This window comes from Dickeya undicola, from assembly GCF_000784735.1.
In the GTDB taxonomy this organism is placed as follows: Bacteria; Pseudomonadota; Gammaproteobacteria; order Enterobacterales; family Enterobacteriaceae; genus Dickeya; species Dickeya undicola.
Window position 1 is genome coordinate 13,326 of the sequence record NZ_JSYG01000015.1, and the last position, 19,880, is coordinate 33,205.

Consider the following 19,880-nt stretch of genomic DNA (forward strand, 5'->3'; position numbering starts at 1 on the left):
TTTGTCAGCGGGAATAGGGGACTACAACGCCGGTGAGTGTTGTGGCAGTGCGACATAGCGACTGGTGACCGGCGTCGGCATGGTGCGCGGCTCATCCGGTTCGTTTGCCGTTACCGTGTCGGGCAATTGAAACAGCGACACCGACAGATTGAGCTGTTCGGTTTGCTCCAGCAACTGAAGACAGGTGCGGGCAGAGGCCTCCACCTGCAGAGCATTCTGTTTCACTGTGTCGTTGAGTGAACTGATACGGTTGGTCACTTCATGGATGCTTTGGTTCTGTTGCTGCGAAATGTCGGTGATTTCACTCAGGAATGTGCTGGTGCCTTTGGCTGCCTGAATGATCTCTTGCAGGCTGTCATTGAGGTGACCCACCACTCTGGCCCCGGTCGCGACACTACTGTCCGATTCATGAATCAACGCATTGATGTTCTGGGCCGATTGACTGCTTTGCGATGCCAACGTGCCTACCTCACGGGCAACGACCGAGAAACCTTTACCCATATTGCCCGCACGGGCTGCTTCAATTGCTGCATTGAGCGACAGGATATGCGTCTGAAACGCCACGTTTTCAATCATTGAGATAACTTCCGTCATTTCTTTGCTGCGGCAGGAAATGTCTCGCATCGCGTTTCTGACGTCGCTCATCATGGTTTCGCCCTGTTCAGCGATATGACTGGTTTCTTGCGCGTGATGGCTGGCCTGCTCGGTGTACTGGGCATTCTGTTCCAGATGCTGGCTGATCTGGATGATGTGTTCGGTGGTGACCTTCAGCTCAGCGGATTGCCGATTGGCCTGTTCAGACAGCAGACGGTTGTCGGTCGTAACATGGCTGACTTGTTGCATCATGGTTTCCATACCCTGACGAACCTGACTTATCAGATCCACCAGCCCACTCTGCATTTGCACTACGCTGCTGTTTAGCAGCGCGATTTCGCGCGTTGCACGTTTTTCGATGCCAATATCATGCGACAGATCGCCCGCGGCAACCCGTCGCAGGTGGTCGGTTATGCGCTTGAGTGGGTGAACGATAACCTTGTTCACGCCAACCCAGACCACCAGCGAGATTGCCAGCAATAACCCCAAAATGATAATAAACAAGGTGTGGGCAGCATCAAGATTATTCAGTAACTGTTGAGCATGTTGTTTCTGACGGGCATCATTTTCCTGCAGGTAGCGGGCATATTTTTGGGTAAACAGGGTTTGATAGGCCTGGATGGGGACGGCAAAGAAAATATCGATTTCGTTGGTTTTCTTGATGCCTTGCGCCAGTTCGAGCAGCCCGTTATAGAGCTGCTGATAACTGCTTTTTAGCTCGGTGAAGGCGGCGTCATTGCGGGCAGCATCAGAAAAGCGATCCAGTTTTTGATAATACGCTTGAGCGTGGGTTAACGACTCTTCGGCTTCGGTCATCAGGCTGTTCCAGCTACCGACCGACCCGGTTTCTTTGTCAAACATCAGGTAAATACCGGCGCGATTGAGTTTATCGCTGGCGTTCATGACCTCCATGCGAGCCTGATCCATCAGTGCCTGTTGCTGGCGCAGGGCTTCGTTGGCCGCACTATCCTGGCGCACTTCAATCATGGTTTTCGATATCATCCCTACGGACAACAATTGCAGTAAGGAAAATAGCCCAATGATTAACAGCAAACCGGAAAGAAAACTCAGGCGATATTGACGCACTTTGCCCAGAAAACCGGAGCGTGACGGGGCGGATGTTGACATGACTAGTTACTCTCTGAAGATAAATTGCCGCCAACATAACATCATTAAATGACTAAAATATTTCAGATATTCAAGAGGAAAACGGAGGTAATGATTGGTGAAAATACCATGACCTCCGTCAAATTCGGATTAAAATGCTCTTCTGAAGGGTTTGACGCTGACAGACTCGTAGACACCGGCGGCGACATAGGGATCTTCGTCTGCCCAATGGCGGGCATCTTCCAGCGACGGGAATTCGGCAATCACCGTTGAACCGGTAAATCCAGCGCTACCAGGATCTTCACTGTCGATAGCGGGCAGTGCGCCTGCCGTTAACAAACGCCCTTGATCCCGTAGTGTTTGCAGTCGGGCGATATGAGCCGGGCGGGCGGCCAGGCGTTTTTCCAGCGAGCCAGGTACGTCGGTGGCATAAATCACATACAGCATGGTAAACCTCGGTCTGTCAGACCATTGTGAGAGGGAACCGTCATCATACGCGATGATCCCGGCAGGACAATCCTTGTTACTGCCAGTTCGATTTTACGGCACTAAACCTGATGTAGAGCAGACCGTCTTACACGGGAATTGATCGGCTTCTATTGAATATGATTGTCATTTGCATTTAAACTTGCGCAGTGAGAGGACATCATATAACTATGCCGCAGAAAACATTTTTCCTGACCCGCCGATATTCCTGGCCGATGCTGGTTTCCGTGGGTTTTCATGGTTCACTGATTGCAGGGTTGCTGTTTGCTTCATTTAATACATCAGTCAAGCCGCCGTCGACGCCGCAGCCGATCCAGGTCGTGATGGTCAATACCGCACCGGAGGAAGCGACACCTGCCCCTGCAGCCGCACCTCAGCCCGAACCGGAAAAAATACCGGAACCGACGCCGGAGCCAGATGTTCAGCCCGAACCGCCACCGTTGCCAAAACCGGTTCCTGTTCCGCTACCGGAGCCGAAGCCTAAACCTAAGCCGAAACCGGAACCGAAGCCCAAACCGGTGAAAAAGGTAGAACAGCCCAAGGACACGCCGCGTGAAACCGCGCCGCAACCGACAGCAACGCCGTCCGCCAGCCAGACGCCCAGCCGTAACACGGCACCGGTCAGCCAGGCACCCGTCGCCAGTGCTCAGCCCTCGGGGCCAAGACCGTTAAGCCGGGTTCAGCCGGAATACCCGGCGAGGGCGTTTGCTTTGCGCATTGAAGGCCGGGTTAAGGTGCAGTTTGACGTCGATGACTCGGGACGCGTGGATAATGTTCGCGTGTTATCGGCTGAGCCTAAGAATATGTTTGAGCGCGATATCAAGCAGGCGATGCGAAAATGGCGTTATGAAGAGCGCAAGCCGGGGAAAGACCTGGTGGTGACGATTATCTTCAGAATCAATGGCGGCACCGCGATGGAGTAAACCGCAGCGGAGTGACGTCGGAAAAATTAAGGCACCGCGAACGGTGCCTTAATCATTTGTTATTATTGCTCTGGCTCGAAATGGCTTTTCCCTTCCGGCAATTCGCGCGGTCGGCCTTCTTCATCCACGGCAACGTAAGTAAACAGCGCCTCAGTGGCACGGTAGCGTTGGCCGATGGGGTCGGTTGAAACCTTTTTCACCCACACTTCCACATTAATTGTCATCGAGCTGCGACCGGTACGGACACAGCGGGCATAGCAACACACCACATCGCCGACGGCGACAGGTTTTAGGAACGTCATGCCGTCAACCCGAACGGTGACGACACGACCTTCTGCAATCTCTTTCGCCTGGATGGCTCCGCCGATATCCATCTGCGACATCAGCCAGCCGCCAAAAATATCACCGTTAGCGTTGGTGTCTGCTGGCATGGCCAGCGTGCGTAGCACCAGTTCGCCGTGAGGTAATGCGTCTTGTTTGCTCATAGGGTCAACGAATCCGCTTGTGAATAGTCAATGTCAGTCGGTATCCGGCAATCATTTATCGCTCTCATTTTCTGTTTTCTCCGGCTCAGCCGGCAGATGACGATAAATGTAAACGCCGCACAGCAATGTAAATACCAGAGTCAGGCCAGTGAGGCCAAATACTTTAAAGTCAACCCAAACGCTTTGTGGCAACCAGAAAGCAATATAAATATTAGCCAGACCGCACAGCAGGAAAAAGACTGCCCACGAAATATTCAGTTTCGCCCATACCATTTCGGGTAACGACAGCTCTTTTCCCAACATCCGTTGAATCAGGGTTTTCTTCATCACGAACTGGCTAAACAACAACGCGATGGCGAACAGCGTATAAATAATAGTCACTTTCCATTTAATAAACTGGTCGTTGTGGAATACCAGCGTCAAGGTGCCGAATACAGCAACCATCAGGAACGTCAGCAGCATCATTTTTTCGATTTTGCGGTAAATAAACCAGCTCAGCAGCAACGCTGCCGCCGTTGCCGCAATCAATGCACCGGAGGCGACATAGATGTCGTACAGTTTATAACAAACAAAAAAAACAATAAGGGGAATAAAATCAATAAGTTGCTTCATTTTGCTAATCCGTCGATTACCCGTGTGAGGTGGTAGCCTGCATGTATCAAAAGGGCCGATTTATTCTGGATTATTATCGCCGTTTGCGCAGCGCGATTCCCGATTTATCGTAACAATTTGCAGAAAATTACGTTATGACGGCCGACGATAGTGGAGCAGCACCGTCGCTGCTCCAGAATAATCGGTGCGAATTTAGCCGCGCAGCAGCATGTATAGACGGAATACATAGACCAGCAGCATGGCAGAAAGCACGTTGCTGATACCGTTTAGCAACACCGCCATGGTAGTCGGCGACACCAGTGGCAATCGGGTGAGCAACAGCAACAGCGCGACTTTGGCCAGTAGCCACAGCAGCACGGCCGGTGCCGTCTGGCGAAAATGGGCGAATGCCAGTTTGCTGCTGGTGCGCATAGAGGCAAAGACACCGCGTTTTTCGGTAACGGCGATCACGGGGGACAGACTAAAAGCGATGGATAACAAGATTCCTGGAACCACGACCAATAACATGCCCAGTTGAATCAACAGGGTACAAACCAGTATCAGCAAAAACAGGCGGGGTAACAGTGGTGCCGATGCGCTAATAGCGCGCAGCGCGCTGGTTTTATGACCTCCCGACACCAGTTGGATCAGCATCAGGATGCCGCCAGTCAGCAGCGCATTGCCGACCAGCGTGGCAAACGTACCGGCAGCGGAAGCTTTCAGCAGCACCATTTGTTGCTCGGGGGAAAGCTGCTGGATGATATCGCTGATACCAGGCTGCTCAATGGAAGACAGGTCTACATTACTGTTGCTGAGTAGTTGCAGCTGATCGTTGCCGGGCGTAAAGATGTGCCCGAGGACGACGGTGATCAAAGACGTCAGCAGCGCTAGCATCAGGATGCTGAAGAACTGGTTACGCGTAAAATTCAAGGTGTCACGGTATAATCTGCTGGCCGTGATAGGCATGAAAACTCCTTGGCAAAGGTTAGCAATAGGGCTTTTAGCAAAAAATATTATCCGGCCATTGTAACCTGTTCGGCTGTTCCGTGGCACCCCAGCGTAACGTTCCGCTTTTTATTCTGATCCATATACACAACAACAGTAACCCGGCTGATATCAACGGTAACAAGCCGTAGGTCATGAATGAGCTATTGGTCTTTTTTGCGCTTTTTGATTTGGATCAATTCTTTGTTTTTTAGCGACTTGTGGTGATTTGATTGATGGCATAATGCCGCAAAAATCATGTCAGGATGTGATCTGGCTTCAAACAAAAATACCCCTTGATGGGTATAGTTCGCCCGGATATTAACCTTACAAAAGGAGTGGATAATGAAGAAGGTTTCTTTATTGATGATGGCTGCCGCGCTGATGCCGGCATTGGCACAAGCACATCAGGCGGGTGATGTGATTGTTCGCGCTGGAACGGCAACCGTGCGTCCGAATGCTGGTTCTGATGATGTGCTGGGGTTGGGATCATTCAATGTCAATAACAATACCCAGCTCGGGCTGACCTTTGGCTACATGGTGACGGATAATATCGGCGTAGAGCTGCTGGCCGCGACGCCGTTTCAGCACAAAGTGGGTGTAGGTGGTGTTGGGCAGATTGCTGAAGTAAAACACTTACCACCCACCTTGATGGCGCAGTACTATTTTGGTCAGAGCACGGATAAGCTGCGCCCTTATCTGGGGGTCGGCCTGAATTACACCATGTTCTTTGATGAGAAATTTAACCAGACGGGTAAAGACGCCGGGTTGACTGACCTTAGCCTGAAAAATTCCTGGGGCGTTGCGGCACAGGCTGGTCTGGATTACAACCTGACTAAAGACTGGTTGTTAAATATGTCGGTATGGTGGATGGATATCGATACTACCGTGAAATTCAAAGCTGCCGGTCAGGACCAGAGCATCAAAACACGTCTGGATCCCTGGGTATTTATGTTTGGCTTCGGTTACAAATTCTGATAAACGAAGTAAAAAACAAAAAGAGAAGGCGGAACCGAAGTTCCGCCTTTTTTACGTCAGATGATAACCGGGGCGATATTAGAAGTTGTACTGAACACCGACACGGTAACGGGTTTGGCGTTCATCAGTGGTTTTAGATGGGCCTTCAACATTGGCAACCTGAACGTATGGGGTCCAGTTTTTGTCAATTTTGTAGGCCAGCTTCACGTCATGCGTAAAGTTGTCGTTATCATTGTCGTAGATGTAACCAAAGTTACCTGCTTTGGTATTTTTGTTGTATTCCAGTTCGTATTCAACGGTGAAGTTGTCCAGAAACTTATAACCCAGCACGCTGGTAATGGTATAGCCTTTCATATTAGTGGCTTCAGCTGGCGTTGAGGTATTGATAGTGCTGCTGAAACGCTGATAGAAAGGACGGTAACGCAAGGTATAGTAAAGGCTGTCAGTAAAGTTTACGCCACCTTTGATATAAGGACGGTATTTGTTACCTGTATTGTCGGAAACCAGATTGAAACCAGCTTCGGCATTAAACATCTTATTGAATTTATACAGGTAGCTGGCAGTGACTTCAGTGCCGTTGCTGACTTGCTCGTTATAAGGTTTGTTTGGTGTAGAATCATTGCCGGATTGTTTCCATTTCACTTCAGAAGACAAACCGAACCCGTTCTCAAAACGGTGCGAAATCAACAGACGATCCTGATGGTTTGCATTTTGGGTATCTTTCATTTCATGGCGGTAATCGAAGGTGACTGCCATTGAGCTCATACTTACTACAGACGCGACCATCATCGTCAGGATTTTAAATTTCATTGTTATAACCCTCATCAGAGATAATTATTTGAATTTTTTGCAATGGTGTCTTATCCGACACAAGTTCAATTCTATTCATTGTTATTTACAAATATGTGAGCGAGATCGGTAAAGCGAAAAAATGAAAAGCTATTTCATTTATGTGATATTCGTCTATTTACAGAAGAAAAAATTATTGCTTTCGCAGCAAATGTAATAATGTTTATTATTTTTAATATTTAGAATTAAATAAAATTATTTAGAAACAAATAATCACAATATTTTATTTTTGTGAGCTATTTGTATGTGGATGTGTGCTTTAAATTGGAGTTAATAATGTCCTTAAGGTATCCATAGTTATGAATTTTTATGTCACTTTGTGAGTGTTCATGGTGTTTTCTGAGCCGCTTAAAAATGGCAGTAAAAAGCGCCATAACCTCATCGATAGGTTATGGCGCTCGATATGTTGAAATGCGCTATATCTGGCGGGGTGGAATTAGTGTCCGTTCGCGCGGGTGGCGGCTTTCATACCACGGACAAAATCGGCCAGTTTTGCCAGCATGTCATCCGGCTGGGAATGGTATTGCTCGATGATTTTGACAATCGCGGAGCCAGATATTGCACCAGCTGCACCGGATTCCAGCGCTTTTTGCACCTGAGTTGACTCGGAAATGCCAAAACCAAGCAACGGTGGTGCCGCGTGATATTCCTGCAATTTTTCCAGCAGATGGTGCAGCGGCAACTGAGCGCGGGTTTCTGCGCCGGTTACACCAGCCCGTGAAAGCAGGTAGGTATAGCCGCGACCGAAGGATGACACTTCACGCAGCAGGTCATCATCTGCATTCGGCGGGCAGATGAAGATAGGCGCGATGCCATGCTTCATTGCTGCGGTGCGAAACGGCGCTGATTCTTCCAGCGGCACGTCGGCGACCAGCACCGAGTCAACGCCGGTTTCGGCACAACGTTGATAAAAGGTGTCAATGCCGTTGCTGAACACCAAATTGGCGTACATCAGCAAGCCGATCGGCAGGTCAGGGTATTTTTGACGGATGGTTGCCAGCATTTCAAAACAGTGGGCTGGGGTGACGCCAGCCGCAAAGGCGCGCAGTGTGGCGTTCTGAATAGTCGGGCCATCCGCCAGCGGATCGGAGAACGGGATCCCCAGCTCCAGCGCGTCCGCCCCGGCCGCCACCAGCGTATCGATAATGCGCAGCGAAAGTTCAGGGGAAGGGTCGCCCAGCGTGACAAACGGCACAAACGCCCCTTCCTGTTTTTCCGACAGTCGTTTAAACAAAGCGTGGTAGCGTTCCATCAGATCTCTCCCCGGGATTTCAGAATGTCGTGAACCGTAAAAATATCTTTATCACCACGTCCGGACAGGTTGACCACCAATATTTGCTCTTTTTCCGGTTCCGCTTTGATCATTTTCAGCGCGTGGGCCAGCGCATGGGAGGACTCCAGCGCCGGGATAATTCCTTCGTGACGCGACAATTCCCGGAATGCGCTCAACGCTTCGTCGTCGGTGACTGACACATAATCCGCACGGCCGATACTGTTCAGGTGCGCGTGCTGCGGCCCGACGGAGGGGAAGTCCAGACCGGCCGAAATAGAGTACGACTCTTCGATTTGACCGTCTTCGGTCTGCATCATCGGTGATTTCATACCGAAGTAGATACCGACGCGGCCATGCTTCAGTGGTGCGCCGTGTTGTCCGGTTTCGATACCCAGACCCGCCGGTTCTACGCCGATCAAACGCACGGACGGCTCGTCGATGAAATCAGCAAACATGCCGATGGCGTTGGAACCACCGCCGACGCAGGCCAGCACCGCATCCGGCAGGCGACCTTCTTTTTCTTTCACCTGGGCTTTGGTTTCTTCCCCGATCATGCGCTGAAACTCTCGCACGATGGTAGGGTAAGGATGTGGACCAGCAGCAGTACCCAGCAGGTAATGCGCCGTCTCATAGCTGCCGGACCAGTCGCGTAATGCTTCGTTGCAGGCGTCTTTCAGGGTGGCGGAACCGCTATGTACCGGGATGACTTCTGCGCCCATCAACCGCATACGGAACACGTTCGGCGACTGGCGCTCCACGTCCTTGGCACCCATGTAGACGCGGCATTTCAACCCCAGCAGGGCGCAAGCCAACGCGGTGGCAACGCCATGTTGTCCCGCACCGGTTTCAGCGATGATTTCGGTTTTACCCATACGCTTCGCCAGCAATGCTTGCCCCAGTACCTGATTGGTCTTGTGCGCGCCGCCATGCAACAGGTCTTCGCGTTTCAGATAGAGTTTGGTTCGGGTGCCTGCGGTCAGGTTTTTACACAGAGTCAGTGCTGTCGGCCGTCCGGCGTAGTTCTTCAGCAGGTCGCTGAACTCAGCCTGAAACGCCGGGTCACGCTGCGCGCTGACGAAGGCTTCTTCCAACTGGCGCAGAGCTGGCATCAGGATCTGTGGCACGTACTGACCACCAAATTCACCAAAATAAGGGTTAAGTAACGTCATAATCAGCCTGTATCTTGTTATTCATGAGAGGTACGGCGAGGTTGCACCGTACGCAGCGTCCGGAATACCGCCGCGATTTTCTGTGGATCTTTGATGCCGGGTTGCGACTCCACACCAGAGTTGAAATCCAGCCCGGCTGCACCGAGCTTCGCCGCTTGCGCCACGTTGTCCGGGCTAAGTCCACCGGCCAGCAACACCTGCTGCAGCGATTGCCCCTGCAACAAGGACCAGTCGAACGCCTGACCGCTGCCGCCTTGACCGTTGTCGAACAGCACCCGGTCAACCTGCGCCAGCGCCAGCGGGGGCAGAGTGTCGCCGACACGCTGTGCTTTCCAGATCTGACAGGTTGCAGGCAGTTGCTCACGTAAGGCAGCGATGGCGGTTTCATCTTCGCTACCATGTAACTGCACGGCTGCCAGTTGGAGCGACGATGCGGTTGCCACGATGTCGGCCAGCGGCGCGTCACGGAATACCCCGACATAGCGCAAGGGCGCACCTGCCATCACGGTACGTGCCTGTGACGTTGTCACGCAGCGTGGGGAACTGGCGACAAAAATCAGCCCGCCGTACACCGCGCCCGCCTGAAAGGCCGCGGCGGCATCGTCAGGCCGGGTCAACCCGCACACTTTGTTTTCCCCGAGGATGACCCGGCGTACCGCCAGCGTCAGGTCGTCTTCTTCCATTAGCGAACTGCCGATCAGAAAACCATTGGCGTACTGGCTCAGTTCCTGAATATGGGCATGACGGCTGATACCGGATTCGCTGATCACCGTCACACCGGCAGGCAGACGCGGTGCCAGCGTGCGGGTACGGTTAAGGTCGATAGAGAGATCGCGCAGGTCGCGGTTGTTGATACCGACCACGCGTGCTTCCAGCGCAATCGCGCGTTCCAGTTCGGCTTCATTACTGACTTCCGTCAGGATGCCCATATTCAGGCTGTGCGCTACCTGTGCCAGTTGGCGATACTGGTCATCATCCAGGACCGACAGCATCAGCAGAATCGCGTCGGCCTGATAGTAACGGGCCAGATAGATCTGGTACGGGTCGATAATGAAGTCCTTGCACAGCACCGGTTGGGTAACCGCCGCGCTGACCTGGGTCAGGAAAGCAAAATCGCCCTGGAAATATTTCTCGTCGGTCAGCACCGAAATAGCGGACGCGTAATCCTGATAAACCCGCGCAATAGCGACCGGGTTGAAATCAGCGCGAATCAACCCCTTGGAGGGCGAGGCTTTTTTGCACTCCAGAATAAACGCTGGACTAGCCTGTTTCAGCGACTGATAGAAGTGGCGCGAACTGGGCGTTACCTGTGACTGAAAGCTGTCGAGCGGCTGTCGTTGCTGCCGTTCGGCGATCCACTGCGCTTTGTCGCGCACAATTTTGGTTAATACGGTTTCCTGCATTTTCTTCATCATCCTCTGGCTGCCAGTTCCAGCACGCGCTGGTAAGCCTGACCGCTGTGAATCACTTCCAGTGCTTGTTGGGCATTCTGCCGCAGATCTTCCTGTCCGAACAGTTTCAGCAACAACGCCACGTTGGCTGCAACAGCGGCATCATGAGCTGGTTGGCCCTTACCTTGCAGCAATCGGGCCAGAATATCACGGTTTTCCTCCGGCGTGCCGCCCTGCAAATCATCCAGTGTGAAGGTGTCCAGCCCGAAATCATGGGGCGTTAGCGGGTAGGTTTCTATCTGGCCATCACGCAGTTCGGCGACCTGTGTCGGTGCGTGAATAGCGACTTCATCCATGCCACCACCATGCACCACGGCCGCGCGTTGGTATCCCAGCACTTTTAGGGTTTCGGCAATCGGTTTCACCAGTTCCGGCCGGTAGACGCCGATCAGCGCCAACGGCGGACGAGCCGGGTTGATCAGCGGCCCCAGTACGTTAAACACGGTACGGGTTTTCAACTGCTGGCGCACTGGCATCGCGTGACGAAAACCGGTGTGATATTGCGGCGCAAACAAAAAACAGACCCCCAGATCGTCCAGCGCCTGACGCGATACCTCTGCCGACATATCGAGCTTGATGCCAAACGCCGATAGCAAATCCGACGAGCCGGAGCGGCTGGAAACACTGCGGTTACCGTGCTTGGCGACTTTCAGCCCGCAGGCGGCGGCCACAAAGGCACTGGCGGTGGAGATATTGATGCTGTTGGTGCCGTCGCCGCCGGTGCCGACGATGTCCGCGAACCGGTAGTCTGGGCGCGGGAAGGGTTTGGCGTCAGCCAGTAGCGCGGTGGCGGCCCCGGCGATTTCATCCGGGTGTTCGCCGCGTACCTTCATGCTAATCAGCGCCGCCGCCAGTTGCGTCGGCTCCAGTTCACCCTGAATGATGGCGGCAAACAGCTGCTGACTTTCTGCCTGGCTCAGGATCTCGGCACGGTACAGTTTTTCAAGAATCGGTTGCATCAGTGGTGTCTCCTTCAAATCAAGCCAGTGCCCAGTCCAGCGTCTGGTTCAGCAGACGTGCGCCGTGAGTGGTGAGGATGGATTCCGGGTGAAACTGGAAACCGCAAACGCGATGCTTGTCATGGCGCACCGCCATCACCATGCCGTTGAAACTGGCGTTGATCACCAGCTCTGCCGGGATATTGCTGCCAACCAATGAGTGGTAGCGAGCCACTGGCAGTGGGTTGGGCAGGTTGCTGAACATCGCCTGACCGTCATGCTCAATGCTGGAGGCTTTGCCATGCAGGATTTCACCAGCCTGACCAACATGCCCACCGTAGGCTTCAACGATGGCTTGATGACCAAGGCAGATGCCGATGATTGGCAACTGGCCACGCAGGCGTTGCAGCAGTGTCGGCATACAACCGGCTTCAGATGGCGTTCCAGGGCCGGGTGAGAGCATCAACACCGGTTTTTCCATGTGTTGCAGGCGGTCGATAATGACATCGGCAGGCAACTGGTTGCGGTACACCACAACGTTATGGCCACTGGCGCGCAGTTGGTCGACCAGGTTATAGGTAAAGGAGTCGATATTATCGAGCAGCAGGATATCGGCCATCAGAACACCTCCCGGGCATGATGCGCACTGGCAATCGCGCGCAGAACCGCGCGGGCTTTGTTACGGGTTTCATCGGCTTCAGCTTGTGGGTGGGAATCCAGCACCACACCTGCGCCAGCCTGTACGGTGGCGATACCATCTTCCACGTAAGCAGAACGGATCACGATGCAGGTGTCGAGGTCGCCACGGGCAGTAAAATAGCCCACTGCGCCACCGTAGCTGCCGCGGCGGGTTTTCTCGCTGTCTGCGATCAGTTGCATAGCGCGCACTTTGGGGGCGCCGCTTAACGTCCCCATGTTCATGCAGGCGCGGTAGGCGTGCAGCACGTCCAGATCCGCACGCAGGGTGCCGACCACGCGGGACACCAGATGCATCACGAATGAATAACGGTCTACTTTGGTCAGGTCTGCCACATAGCGGCTACCAGGTTCGCAGATTCGCGCCAGATCGTTGCGAGCCAGGTCCACCAGCATCAGGTGTTCGGCCAGCTCTTTATGATCGGTACGCATTTCCAGCTCGATACGGCTGTCCAGATCCCGGTCCAGTGAACCGTCAGCACGGCGGCCGCGTGGGCGAGTACCCGCGATGGGGTAGATTTCGATCTGGCGGCTAACGGCGTCGTATTTGAGCGAGCTTTCCGGTGACGCGCCGAACAGGGTGAAATCTTGATCCTGCATGTAGAACATGTAAGGACTGGGGTTATTGTCTTTCAGGGTCTGGTAAGCGGCCAATGGCGACGGGCACGGTAACGAAAAGCGACGGGACGGGACTACCTGGAAAATTTCACCGATGCGAATTGCCTGCTGCATCTGGCTAACCACCGCGCCGTAATCTTCATCGCTCTGGTTGCAGGTCAGCGTCATGGTGTCGACCGTTTGGCACGGTAACGCCGGTGCAGGCTGACGTAATTGATGCTGCACCTGTTCCAGACGCTGCTGTAAACGCTGACGTTCCGCCGTGTTAGGGGTGAACAGGCTGGCCTGTAGATGGGTGGTGCGTTGCTGATGGTCCACCACCAACAGGGTTTCGGCCAGATAGAAGCAGTAATCCGGGCAGCGCTGTTGCTGGCTAAGCGGCGGCAGACTTTCGAACCCCGCCACCAGATCGTAGGCGAACAGCCCACCGAAGAACATGGCTTCACGCTCATGTTCTGGGGAGGCCACCAGCGTCAACAGCTGACGCAGTGCGTCAAATACCGACAGTGAGCGCAGACGTGTGTCTTCGTCCTGCATGATATCAATGGTTGGAAAGGTCAGTTCACGGCTATTCGGTCGTACATCGACGGTAACATCAGCAGGCAATGCGCTATCTAACAGCGGCAACAGCGATGCGCCGTTAGCGGTCAGTGCCTGAATCGACACCTGGGAACCGAGGGCGGTAATGCGCAAGGCGCTGTCAACGATAAGCAGGCTTTGCAGGTTCTGTTTGCTGTCGATTTCCGCCGACTCCAGCAGCAGGGTTGCCGGGCGAGCACCGCACAGTTGATGGAACATTGCGCTGGGGTCGTTGCGGTATTCGGCATTGACGCGTAGCAGCTCCAGTTCAGGTTGTGGTATTTGCATGATGTTTACTCGTATTTTGTCCATAAAAAAACCCGCTAATCAGCGGGCTTCAGGATATGCATGTCAGATAATGGCTATGCGTCATCACTTCGCCCGCAACAGGGAGAAGCGCCACCAACCAGCATGATTTTTCAGGGTTAGGGTCATTACCGTCATCGCCATTGTCCTCATTTATCTGTGTGTTTGAACTTGTGTACTAGTTAACTGGAACGTAGAGGGGAAGTCAATAACATTTCACCTGATTTTTTCGGGGAGATGTCCGGTTGTGGCTGGCTGAGTGGCAACGGCATCGAACCAACCGATCTTTTTTCCTTTTTAGCGAGGTTGGTGGCATCATGCCGCCTGAAATTTCCTGAATAGAGAGACACCTGACGTGCCAGACGAGTTGCCGGTATCACCGACGTATCCCCTGTATGATCTGCACAGCCACACCACGGCTTCCGATGGTTTGCTGACGCCAACCGAACTGGTGCAGCGTGCGGTGAGTATGCGTGTCAGCGTGTTGGCTATCACCGATCACGACACTACGGCAGCGCTGGATGAGGCTCAGATCGCTATCCAGCAGCAGGCGCTGCCGCTGCGGTTGATTTCCGGCGTTGAGATTTCCACCGTGTGGGAAAACCATGAGATCCACATCGTCGGGCTGGGGCTGGATTGTCACCATCCGGCGTTAACGGCATTACTGCAACAGCAGGTGCAGTACCGCGAGCAGCGGGCCGTGCAGATTGCGCAGCGGCTGGAAAAGGCGCTGATTCCGGATGCGCTGGCAGGGGCTTCCCGGCTGGCGGACGGCGGCATGATAACGCGCGGGCATTTCGCGCGTTATCTGGTGGAATTAGGCAAAGCCACCACGGTGGCGCAGGTGTTCAAAAAGTATCTGGCCAAAGGGAAAACCGGTTATGTGCCACCGCAGTGGTGTACAATACAGCAAGCCGTGGACGCTATCCGCCAGTCGGGCGGGGTTGCGGTGCTGGCACATCCCGGCCGTTATGATCTGACCGCCAAATGGTTGAAACGGTTGATCGGGCACTTTGCCGGGTGCGGTGGAGAAGCGATGGAAATAGCCCAGTGTCAACAGGCACCGGATGAGCGTTCACATTTGGCGCGTTATGCGCAGGATTACCATTTGCTGGGGTCGCAGGGTTCGGATTTTCATCAGCCCTGTGCCTGGATAGAACTGGGGCGAAAATTGTGGTTGCCCGGCGGTGTAGAGCCGGTCTGGCAACATCCGGCGTTAGTCGATTCATCCCGGTAAATATCACGCAGCATCCGTTCAACCCGCTATGGTTTATCACCTGGCGGGGTGTACGTTTTCAGAAGACAGAGGACGTAGCATGAGTCAGTTTTTCTATATTCATCCACAGAATCCGCAGCCACGGCTGATTAACCAGACGGTGGAAATCCTGCACAAGGGCGGAGTGATTGTGTATCCCACCGATTCCGGGTACGCGCTAGGGTGCATGTTGGAAGATAAAGCGGCGATGGAACGCATCTGCCGCATTCGTGAGCTGGATCCAAACCATAATTTTACCCTGATGTGCCGTGACCTGTCGGAGTTGTCTTCTTACGCCTATGTGGATAACGCCGCGTTCCGGTTGATCAAAAATAATACCCCCGGCAATTACACCTTCATTCTCAAAGCGACCAAGGAAGTACCGCGTCGCCTGATGAGTGAGAAACGCAAAACTATCGGTATGCGCGTGCCGTCTAATCCGATTGCGTTGGAGTTGCTGGCGGCGTTGAATGAACCGCTCATGTCGACCACGCTAATGCTGCCAGGCAATGATTTTGCTGAGTCTGATCCGGAAGAAATTCAGGAGCAACTGGGCAAGCGGGTGGATTTGGTTGTTCACGGCGGCTTTCTGGGGCAACAGCCCACGACGGTTATCGATCTGACCGAATCTGTGCCCGTGGTCGTGCGCGAAGGCACCGGCGATGTGACGCCATTTTTGTAACACAGAAACCCCGCAAGGGGGTTTCCTAACGCGCCTGCATGGCTGCTAACATTTGGCATACAAACGGCACGAATCAGGGTATAATCGCGATAATATGCGTTAACTCTTTATTTTTCATGAGTTAACGCGATTTCTGGTCATCATGACATTCCCCCCGACGCCTGTGAAGGCGGCATCAGAGGTTGCTCAATGAGCGAAAAGCTACAGAAAGTGCTGGCGCGTGCAGGGCACGGTTCACGCCGCGAAATTGAAAGTATGATTGAAGCCGGGCGCATTAGCGTTGACGGCAAAATTGCCACGCTGGGGGACCGTGTTGAGGTTACCCGTGCGACCAAAATTCGTCTCGACGGGCATGTGGTGTCGGTGCGCGAAACCGAAGAAGCGGTGTGCCGTGTGCTGATGTATTACAAGCCGGAAGGGGAGCTCTGTACCCGTAGCGACCCGGAAGGGCGGCCAACGGTATTTGACCGTCTGCCGCGCATTCAGGGGTATCGCTGGGTAGCGGTAGGGCGTCTGGATGTGAATACCTCCGGCCTGTTGTTGTTCACGACGGATGGTGAGCTGGCGAATCGCCTGATGCATCCCAGCCGTGAAGTGGAACGTGAATATGCCGTGCGCGTGTTCGGCGAAGTGGGCGATGACAAAATTCGTCAACTGAGTAAAGGCGTACAGCTGGAAGACGGTCCGGCGGCGTTCCGCTCGATCCGCTATCAGGGGGGCGAAGGGTTGAACCAGTGGTACAACGTGACCCTGACCGAAGGCCGCAATCGCGAAGTGCGTCGCTTGTGGGAAGCGGTTGGTGTGCAGGTTAGCCGATTGATTCGTGTTCGCTACGGCGACATTCAGTTGCCGAAAGGGCTGCCGCGTGGCGGCTGGACGGAAATGAGCTTGACCGACGTTAACTACCTGCGTGAGCTGGTGCAACTGGCACCGGAAACGGTCAGTAAATTGCCGGTGGAACGTGAGCGACGCCGGGTGAAAGCCAATCAGATCCGCCGGGCCGTGAAACGCCATAGCCAGGTTGGGGCCAGTAACCGCCCGGCTGGTGGCCGCCGTAGCGCGCCGAAGCGTAACGGTTAAGCCCCCAGTCTAACGCTGCGTCATCTGGCGCAGCGTCATCCTTTTTTATCCTACCAGTCAATGCCTTGTTGAGCCTGAATGCCAGCATCAAAGGCATGTTTTACCGGGCGCATTTCCGTTACCGTATCCGCCAGTTCCAACAGTTCTCGATGGCAGCCTCGACCGGTAATAATGACGCTTTGGTGCGTTGGGCGCTGTTGCAGGGCGGTGATCACGTCATTCAGTGGCAAATAGTCGTAACTGATCATATAGGTCAACTCGTCGAGCACCACCAGGTCGAGCGAATCATCCGTCAGCATTCGTAATCCATGCTGCCAGACTTGTCTGGCTGCGTCGGTGTCGGTCTGGCGATTCTGCGTTTCCCAGGTAAAGCCGGTCGCCATCACCTGAAACTCCACCCCGTGCTGTTGCAACAGGTTCTTTTCGCCATTCGGCCATTCACCTTTGATGAACTGGATCACCCCGGCTTTCAGGCCGTGGCCCACTGCCCGAGTAACAGTGCCGAAGGCCGCGGTAGTTTTGCCTTTACCGTTGCCGGTAAACACCATCATGATGCCGCGCACGTCAGTGGCGGCGGCGATGCGGGCGTCTACTTTTTCCTTCAGCCGTTGCTGACGTTGCTGATGACGATCATCACTCATGCGGCGGTATCCTCTGCGTAATCACTCGACCGGGCCGGGTTTGCGGTCAGGTTGGGCATCGAAACTCATGCCGGTTTTACGACGGCTGTCATCTCCCATCAAATACAGATAAAGCGGCATGATGTCGGCTGGGGTCTTGAGTTTATTTGCATCTTCATTGGGAAAGGCGGTGGCGCGCATTGACGTGCGGGTGCCACCCGGATTGATGCAATTGACCCGTAAGTTGCGGTTGCGGTACTCCTCGGCCAGGACCTGCATCATGCCTTCGGTAGCGAATTTGGATACCGAGTAGGCACCCCAGTTGGCGCGCCCCTGCCGACCAACGCTGGAACTGGTAAAAACCAATGACGGACTGCTTGATTTGAGCAACAACGGTAGCAACGCCTGCGTCAACATAAAAGGCGCATTAACGTTAACCTGCATCACCTGATGCCAGACGGTGGCAGACTGTTCTTCCATCGGTACGATGTCACCCAGCAGACCCGCATTGTGCAATACGCCGTCCAGTCGTGGCAGCGCCTGACCGATCTGCCCGGCGATCTGTATGAAATCATGGTGGCTGGCGGTCAACATATCGCAGGGGATCAGATAACTGTGGACGCCACACTCCTGCAGAATGTGTTGCTCCACTTCCTGCAGTTTGCTTTCTGTGCGCCCCAGCAACACCAGTCTTGCCCCGTGGCGCGCATAGGTCAGTGCCGCTTCGCGGCCGATGCCGTCACCGGCACCGGTGACCAGAATGATACGGTGTTGCAGTAGGTCGTTCTTGGGTTGGTAATGCAAAACAGTGTCCTCTGGCTGTCATCATCCGGGGATAATGAGGTGTTTCCAAAAAAGCCATAATGGGTGTTTTATGCCTGAAACAATAGGTGTTTTCAATCAGAAGGTCCGGTTTTCTCACAGTTTGTGCGGTAAAAAGCACCGGAAAGTACAATTTATGTATGAAGATCATCGCCATCACGTCCGTCATACGTTAGGTTAGAGGCTCGGCGCACCGCGCTGGAACCGTAATGGTTGTTGAAGAATCAACGTCATATATCACATTGGTCAATGAAGGCGGTATTTGTGGAATTACTTTCTCAGTATGGTTTATTCCTGGCAAAAGTCGTCACCCTTGTCGTCGCCATCGGCGCATTGGTGGTGCTGACAGTCGGTATGACGCAGCGTAAGCGCCATCGAAAGGGCGAACTGCAGGTGATTAATCTGGGCGAACAATACCGTGAAATGCGGCAGGAGATGCAGTCCGCCGCCATGAGCGATACCGCGCGCAGCCTGCTGGAGAAAAAGCAGAAGAAAGAAGAAAAGGAAACCGCCAAACAGGAGAAGAAACGCGCTAAACGGGGGGAAGAGAAGTCCGCTCGCCCTTGTCTGTATGTGCTCGATTTTAACGGCAGCATGGATGCCGGAGAGGTAAGTTCATTGCGTGAGGAAGTGTCCGCCGTGTTGGCGGTGGCACGTCCGGAAGACGAAGTGCTGTTGCGGCTGGAAAGCCCCGGTGGTGTGGTGCACGGCTACGGGTTGGCGGCGTCGCAACTGCAACGTATTCGTCAGCGCGGTATCCGCCTGACGGTGGCGGTGGACAAGGTGGCGGCCAGCGGCGGTTATATGATGGCGTGCGTGGCAGATCGCATTGTGGCGGCACCGTTTGCTATTGTCGGGTCGATTGGTGTGGTAGCGCAAATCCCCAACTTCAATCGGTTGCTGAAGAGCAAAGACATTGATGTGGAATTGCATACTGCGGGTCAGTACAAGCGTACCCTGACGTTGTTCGGCGAAAATACCGAAGAAGGCCGGGAGAAGTTTCGTGAGGAATTGAATGACACACATCTGCTGTTCAAACAGTTTGTCAGCGAAATGCGCCCGTCGCTGGATATTGAGTCGGTTGCTACCGGCGAGCACTGGTTTGGCACGCAAGCCAGAACGATGGGGTTGGTAGATGCTATCGGCACTAGCGATGATTTGCTGATCGCGGAAATGGAAAACCATGAAGTGCTGGCAGTACGCTATACCCGTCGCAAACGCCTGCTGGACCGCCTCACTGGCAGCACCAGCGAGGCTCTGGACCGCCTGATGCTGCGCTGGTGGCAGCGGGGGAATCACCCCCAGCTATAAGTGGTTTTAAGGCTTACCCTCTGCCTGCGCCCTGTTGAACAAGGCCAGCCGCATTATCCGTGGTCAGGCAGATGGGTAAACCC

18 protein-coding genes, 1 pseudogene and 1 other annotated feature are annotated in these 19,880 nt (G+C 53.9%); of the genes and pseudogenes, 6 read left to right on the forward strand and 13 right to left on the reverse strand.

Annotation, left to right across the window (positions count from 1 at the left end):
• Positions 1–21: 21 nt before the first annotated feature.
• Positions 22–1,722 carry a methyl-accepting chemotaxis protein gene (locus tag OB87_RS07035; protein WP_033568739.1) on the reverse strand — a complete coding sequence of 567 codons (1,701 nt, stop codon included), beginning with the start codon at positions 1,720–1,722 and terminating at the stop codon, positions 22–24.
• Positions 1,723–1,851: 129 nt separating this feature from the next.
• Positions 1,852–2,148: a YciI family protein gene (locus OB87_RS07040; protein ID WP_033568740.1), complete on the reverse strand. Its 297-nt coding sequence runs from the start codon at positions 2,146–2,148 to the stop codon at positions 1,852–1,854.
• A gap of 209 nt (positions 2,149–2,357) precedes the next feature.
• Between OB87_RS07040 and tonB the strand changes: the two genes are divergently transcribed.
• Complete coding sequence (gene tonB, locus OB87_RS07045) at positions 2,358–3,110, forward strand: TonB system transport protein TonB (protein WP_033568741.1); 753 nt, start codon at positions 2,358–2,360, stop codon at positions 3,108–3,110.
• Positions 3,111–3,172: 62 nt separating this feature from the next.
• Here the strand turns inward: tonB and yciA are convergent, their stop codons facing one another.
• The 3 genes from yciA to OB87_RS07060 form a co-directional block, all read right to left on the reverse strand.
• Positions 3,173–3,595, reverse strand: a complete 423-nt coding sequence (yciA, locus tag OB87_RS07050; RefSeq protein WP_033568742.1) for an acyl-CoA thioester hydrolase YciA — start codon at positions 3,593–3,595, stop codon at positions 3,173–3,175.
• A 51-nt stretch (positions 3,596–3,646) separates the two neighbouring features.
• Positions 3,647–4,207 (reverse strand): septation protein A, encoded by a 561-nt coding sequence (locus OB87_RS07055; protein WP_033568743.1) that lies wholly within the window; start codon positions 4,205–4,207, stop codon positions 3,647–3,649.
• A gap of 192 nt (positions 4,208–4,399) precedes the next feature.
• Positions 4,400–5,152 (reverse strand): YciC family protein, encoded by a 753-nt coding sequence (locus OB87_RS07060; RefSeq protein WP_033568744.1) that lies wholly within the window; start codon positions 5,150–5,152, stop codon positions 4,400–4,402.
• A gap of 363 nt (positions 5,153–5,515) precedes the next feature.
• Between OB87_RS07060 and ompW the strand changes: the two genes are divergently transcribed.
• A complete protein-coding gene (gene ompW / locus OB87_RS07065) occupies positions 5,516–6,148 on the forward strand; it encodes an outer membrane protein OmpW (RefSeq protein ID WP_033568745.1) in 633 nt (210 codons plus the stop codon).
• Between the two features lie 78 nt (positions 6,149–6,226).
• Here ompW and OB87_RS07070 read toward each other — a convergent pair whose 3' ends face one another.
• The 6 genes and pseudogenes from OB87_RS07070 to OB87_RS07100 form a co-directional block, all read right to left on the reverse strand.
• Positions 6,227–6,958 (reverse strand): oligogalacturonate-specific porin KdgM family protein, encoded by a 732-nt coding sequence (locus OB87_RS07070; RefSeq protein WP_033568746.1) that lies wholly within the window; start codon positions 6,956–6,958, stop codon positions 6,227–6,229.
• Between the two features lie 475 nt (positions 6,959–7,433).
• Positions 7,434–8,249 carry a tryptophan synthase subunit alpha gene (gene trpA, locus OB87_RS07075; RefSeq protein ID WP_033568747.1) on the reverse strand — a complete coding sequence of 272 codons (816 nt, stop codon included), beginning with the start codon at positions 8,247–8,249 and terminating at the stop codon, positions 7,434–7,436.
• Positions 8,249–9,439, reverse strand: a complete 1,191-nt coding sequence (trpB, locus tag OB87_RS07080; RefSeq protein WP_033568748.1) for a tryptophan synthase subunit beta — start codon at positions 9,437–9,439, stop codon at positions 8,249–8,251. Before trpB ends, trpA begins: the two co-directional genes overlap by 1 nt.
• Positions 9,440–9,456: 17 nt before the next feature.
• Positions 9,457–10,842, reverse strand: a complete 1,386-nt coding sequence (trpCF, locus tag OB87_RS07085; RefSeq protein ID WP_033568853.1) for a bifunctional indole-3-glycerol-phosphate synthase TrpC/phosphoribosylanthranilate isomerase TrpF — start codon at positions 10,840–10,842, stop codon at positions 9,457–9,459.
• Between the two features lie 8 nt (positions 10,843–10,850).
• Positions 10,851–12,447: pseudogene (gene trpD, locus OB87_RS21010) on the reverse strand (bifunctional anthranilate synthase glutamate amidotransferase component TrpG/anthranilate phosphoribosyltransferase TrpD).
• Positions 12,447–14,009, reverse strand: a complete 1,563-nt coding sequence (locus OB87_RS07100; protein WP_033568751.1) for an anthranilate synthase component 1 — start codon at positions 14,007–14,009, stop codon at positions 12,447–12,449. The pseudogene trpD and the gene OB87_RS07100 overlap by 1 nt, the downstream one beginning before the upstream one ends.
• Positions 14,010–14,031: 22 nt before the next feature.
• Positions 14,032–14,132: a sequence feature (Trp leader region), on the reverse strand.
• A 250-nt stretch (positions 14,133–14,382) separates the two neighbouring features.
• Here OB87_RS07100 and rnm point away from each other — a divergent pair.
• The 3 genes from rnm (at position 14,383) to rluB (ending at position 17,044) form a co-directional block, all read left to right on the forward strand.
• Entirely contained in the window at positions 14,383–15,264 is an 882-nt protein-coding gene (gene rnm, locus OB87_RS07105) for an RNase RNM (RefSeq protein ID WP_033568752.1), read from the forward strand.
• A gap of 79 nt (positions 15,265–15,343) precedes the next feature.
• Positions 15,344–15,964 carry an L-threonylcarbamoyladenylate synthase gene (locus OB87_RS07110; protein WP_033568753.1) on the forward strand — a complete coding sequence of 207 codons (621 nt, stop codon included), beginning with the start codon at positions 15,344–15,346 and terminating at the stop codon, positions 15,962–15,964.
• 189 nt (positions 15,965–16,153) lie between these two features.
• Positions 16,154–17,044: a 23S rRNA pseudouridine(2605) synthase RluB gene (gene rluB, locus OB87_RS07115; protein WP_033568754.1), complete on the forward strand. Its 891-nt coding sequence runs from the start codon at positions 16,154–16,156 to the stop codon at positions 17,042–17,044.
• Between the two features lie 50 nt (positions 17,045–17,094).
• Here rluB and cobO read toward each other — a convergent pair whose 3' ends face one another.
• Positions 17,095–17,685, reverse strand: coding sequence for a cob(I)yrinic acid a,c-diamide adenosyltransferase (cobO, locus tag OB87_RS07120; RefSeq protein WP_033568755.1), 591 nt, complete (start codon positions 17,683–17,685; stop codon positions 17,095–17,097).
• Positions 17,686–17,706: 21 nt separating this feature from the next.
• On the reverse strand, positions 17,707–18,468 hold the full coding sequence (locus OB87_RS07125; RefSeq protein WP_033568756.1) for a YciK family oxidoreductase: 762 nt from the start codon (positions 18,466–18,468) through the stop codon (positions 17,707–17,709).
• Between the two features lie 282 nt (positions 18,469–18,750).
• Here OB87_RS07125 and sohB point away from each other — a divergent pair, with 282 nt between their 5' ends.
• Positions 18,751–19,797: a protease SohB gene (sohB, locus tag OB87_RS07130; protein WP_033568854.1), complete on the forward strand. Its 1,047-nt coding sequence runs from the start codon at positions 18,751–18,753 to the stop codon at positions 19,795–19,797.
• The last annotated feature ends 83 nt before the right edge of the window (positions 19,798–19,880 follow it).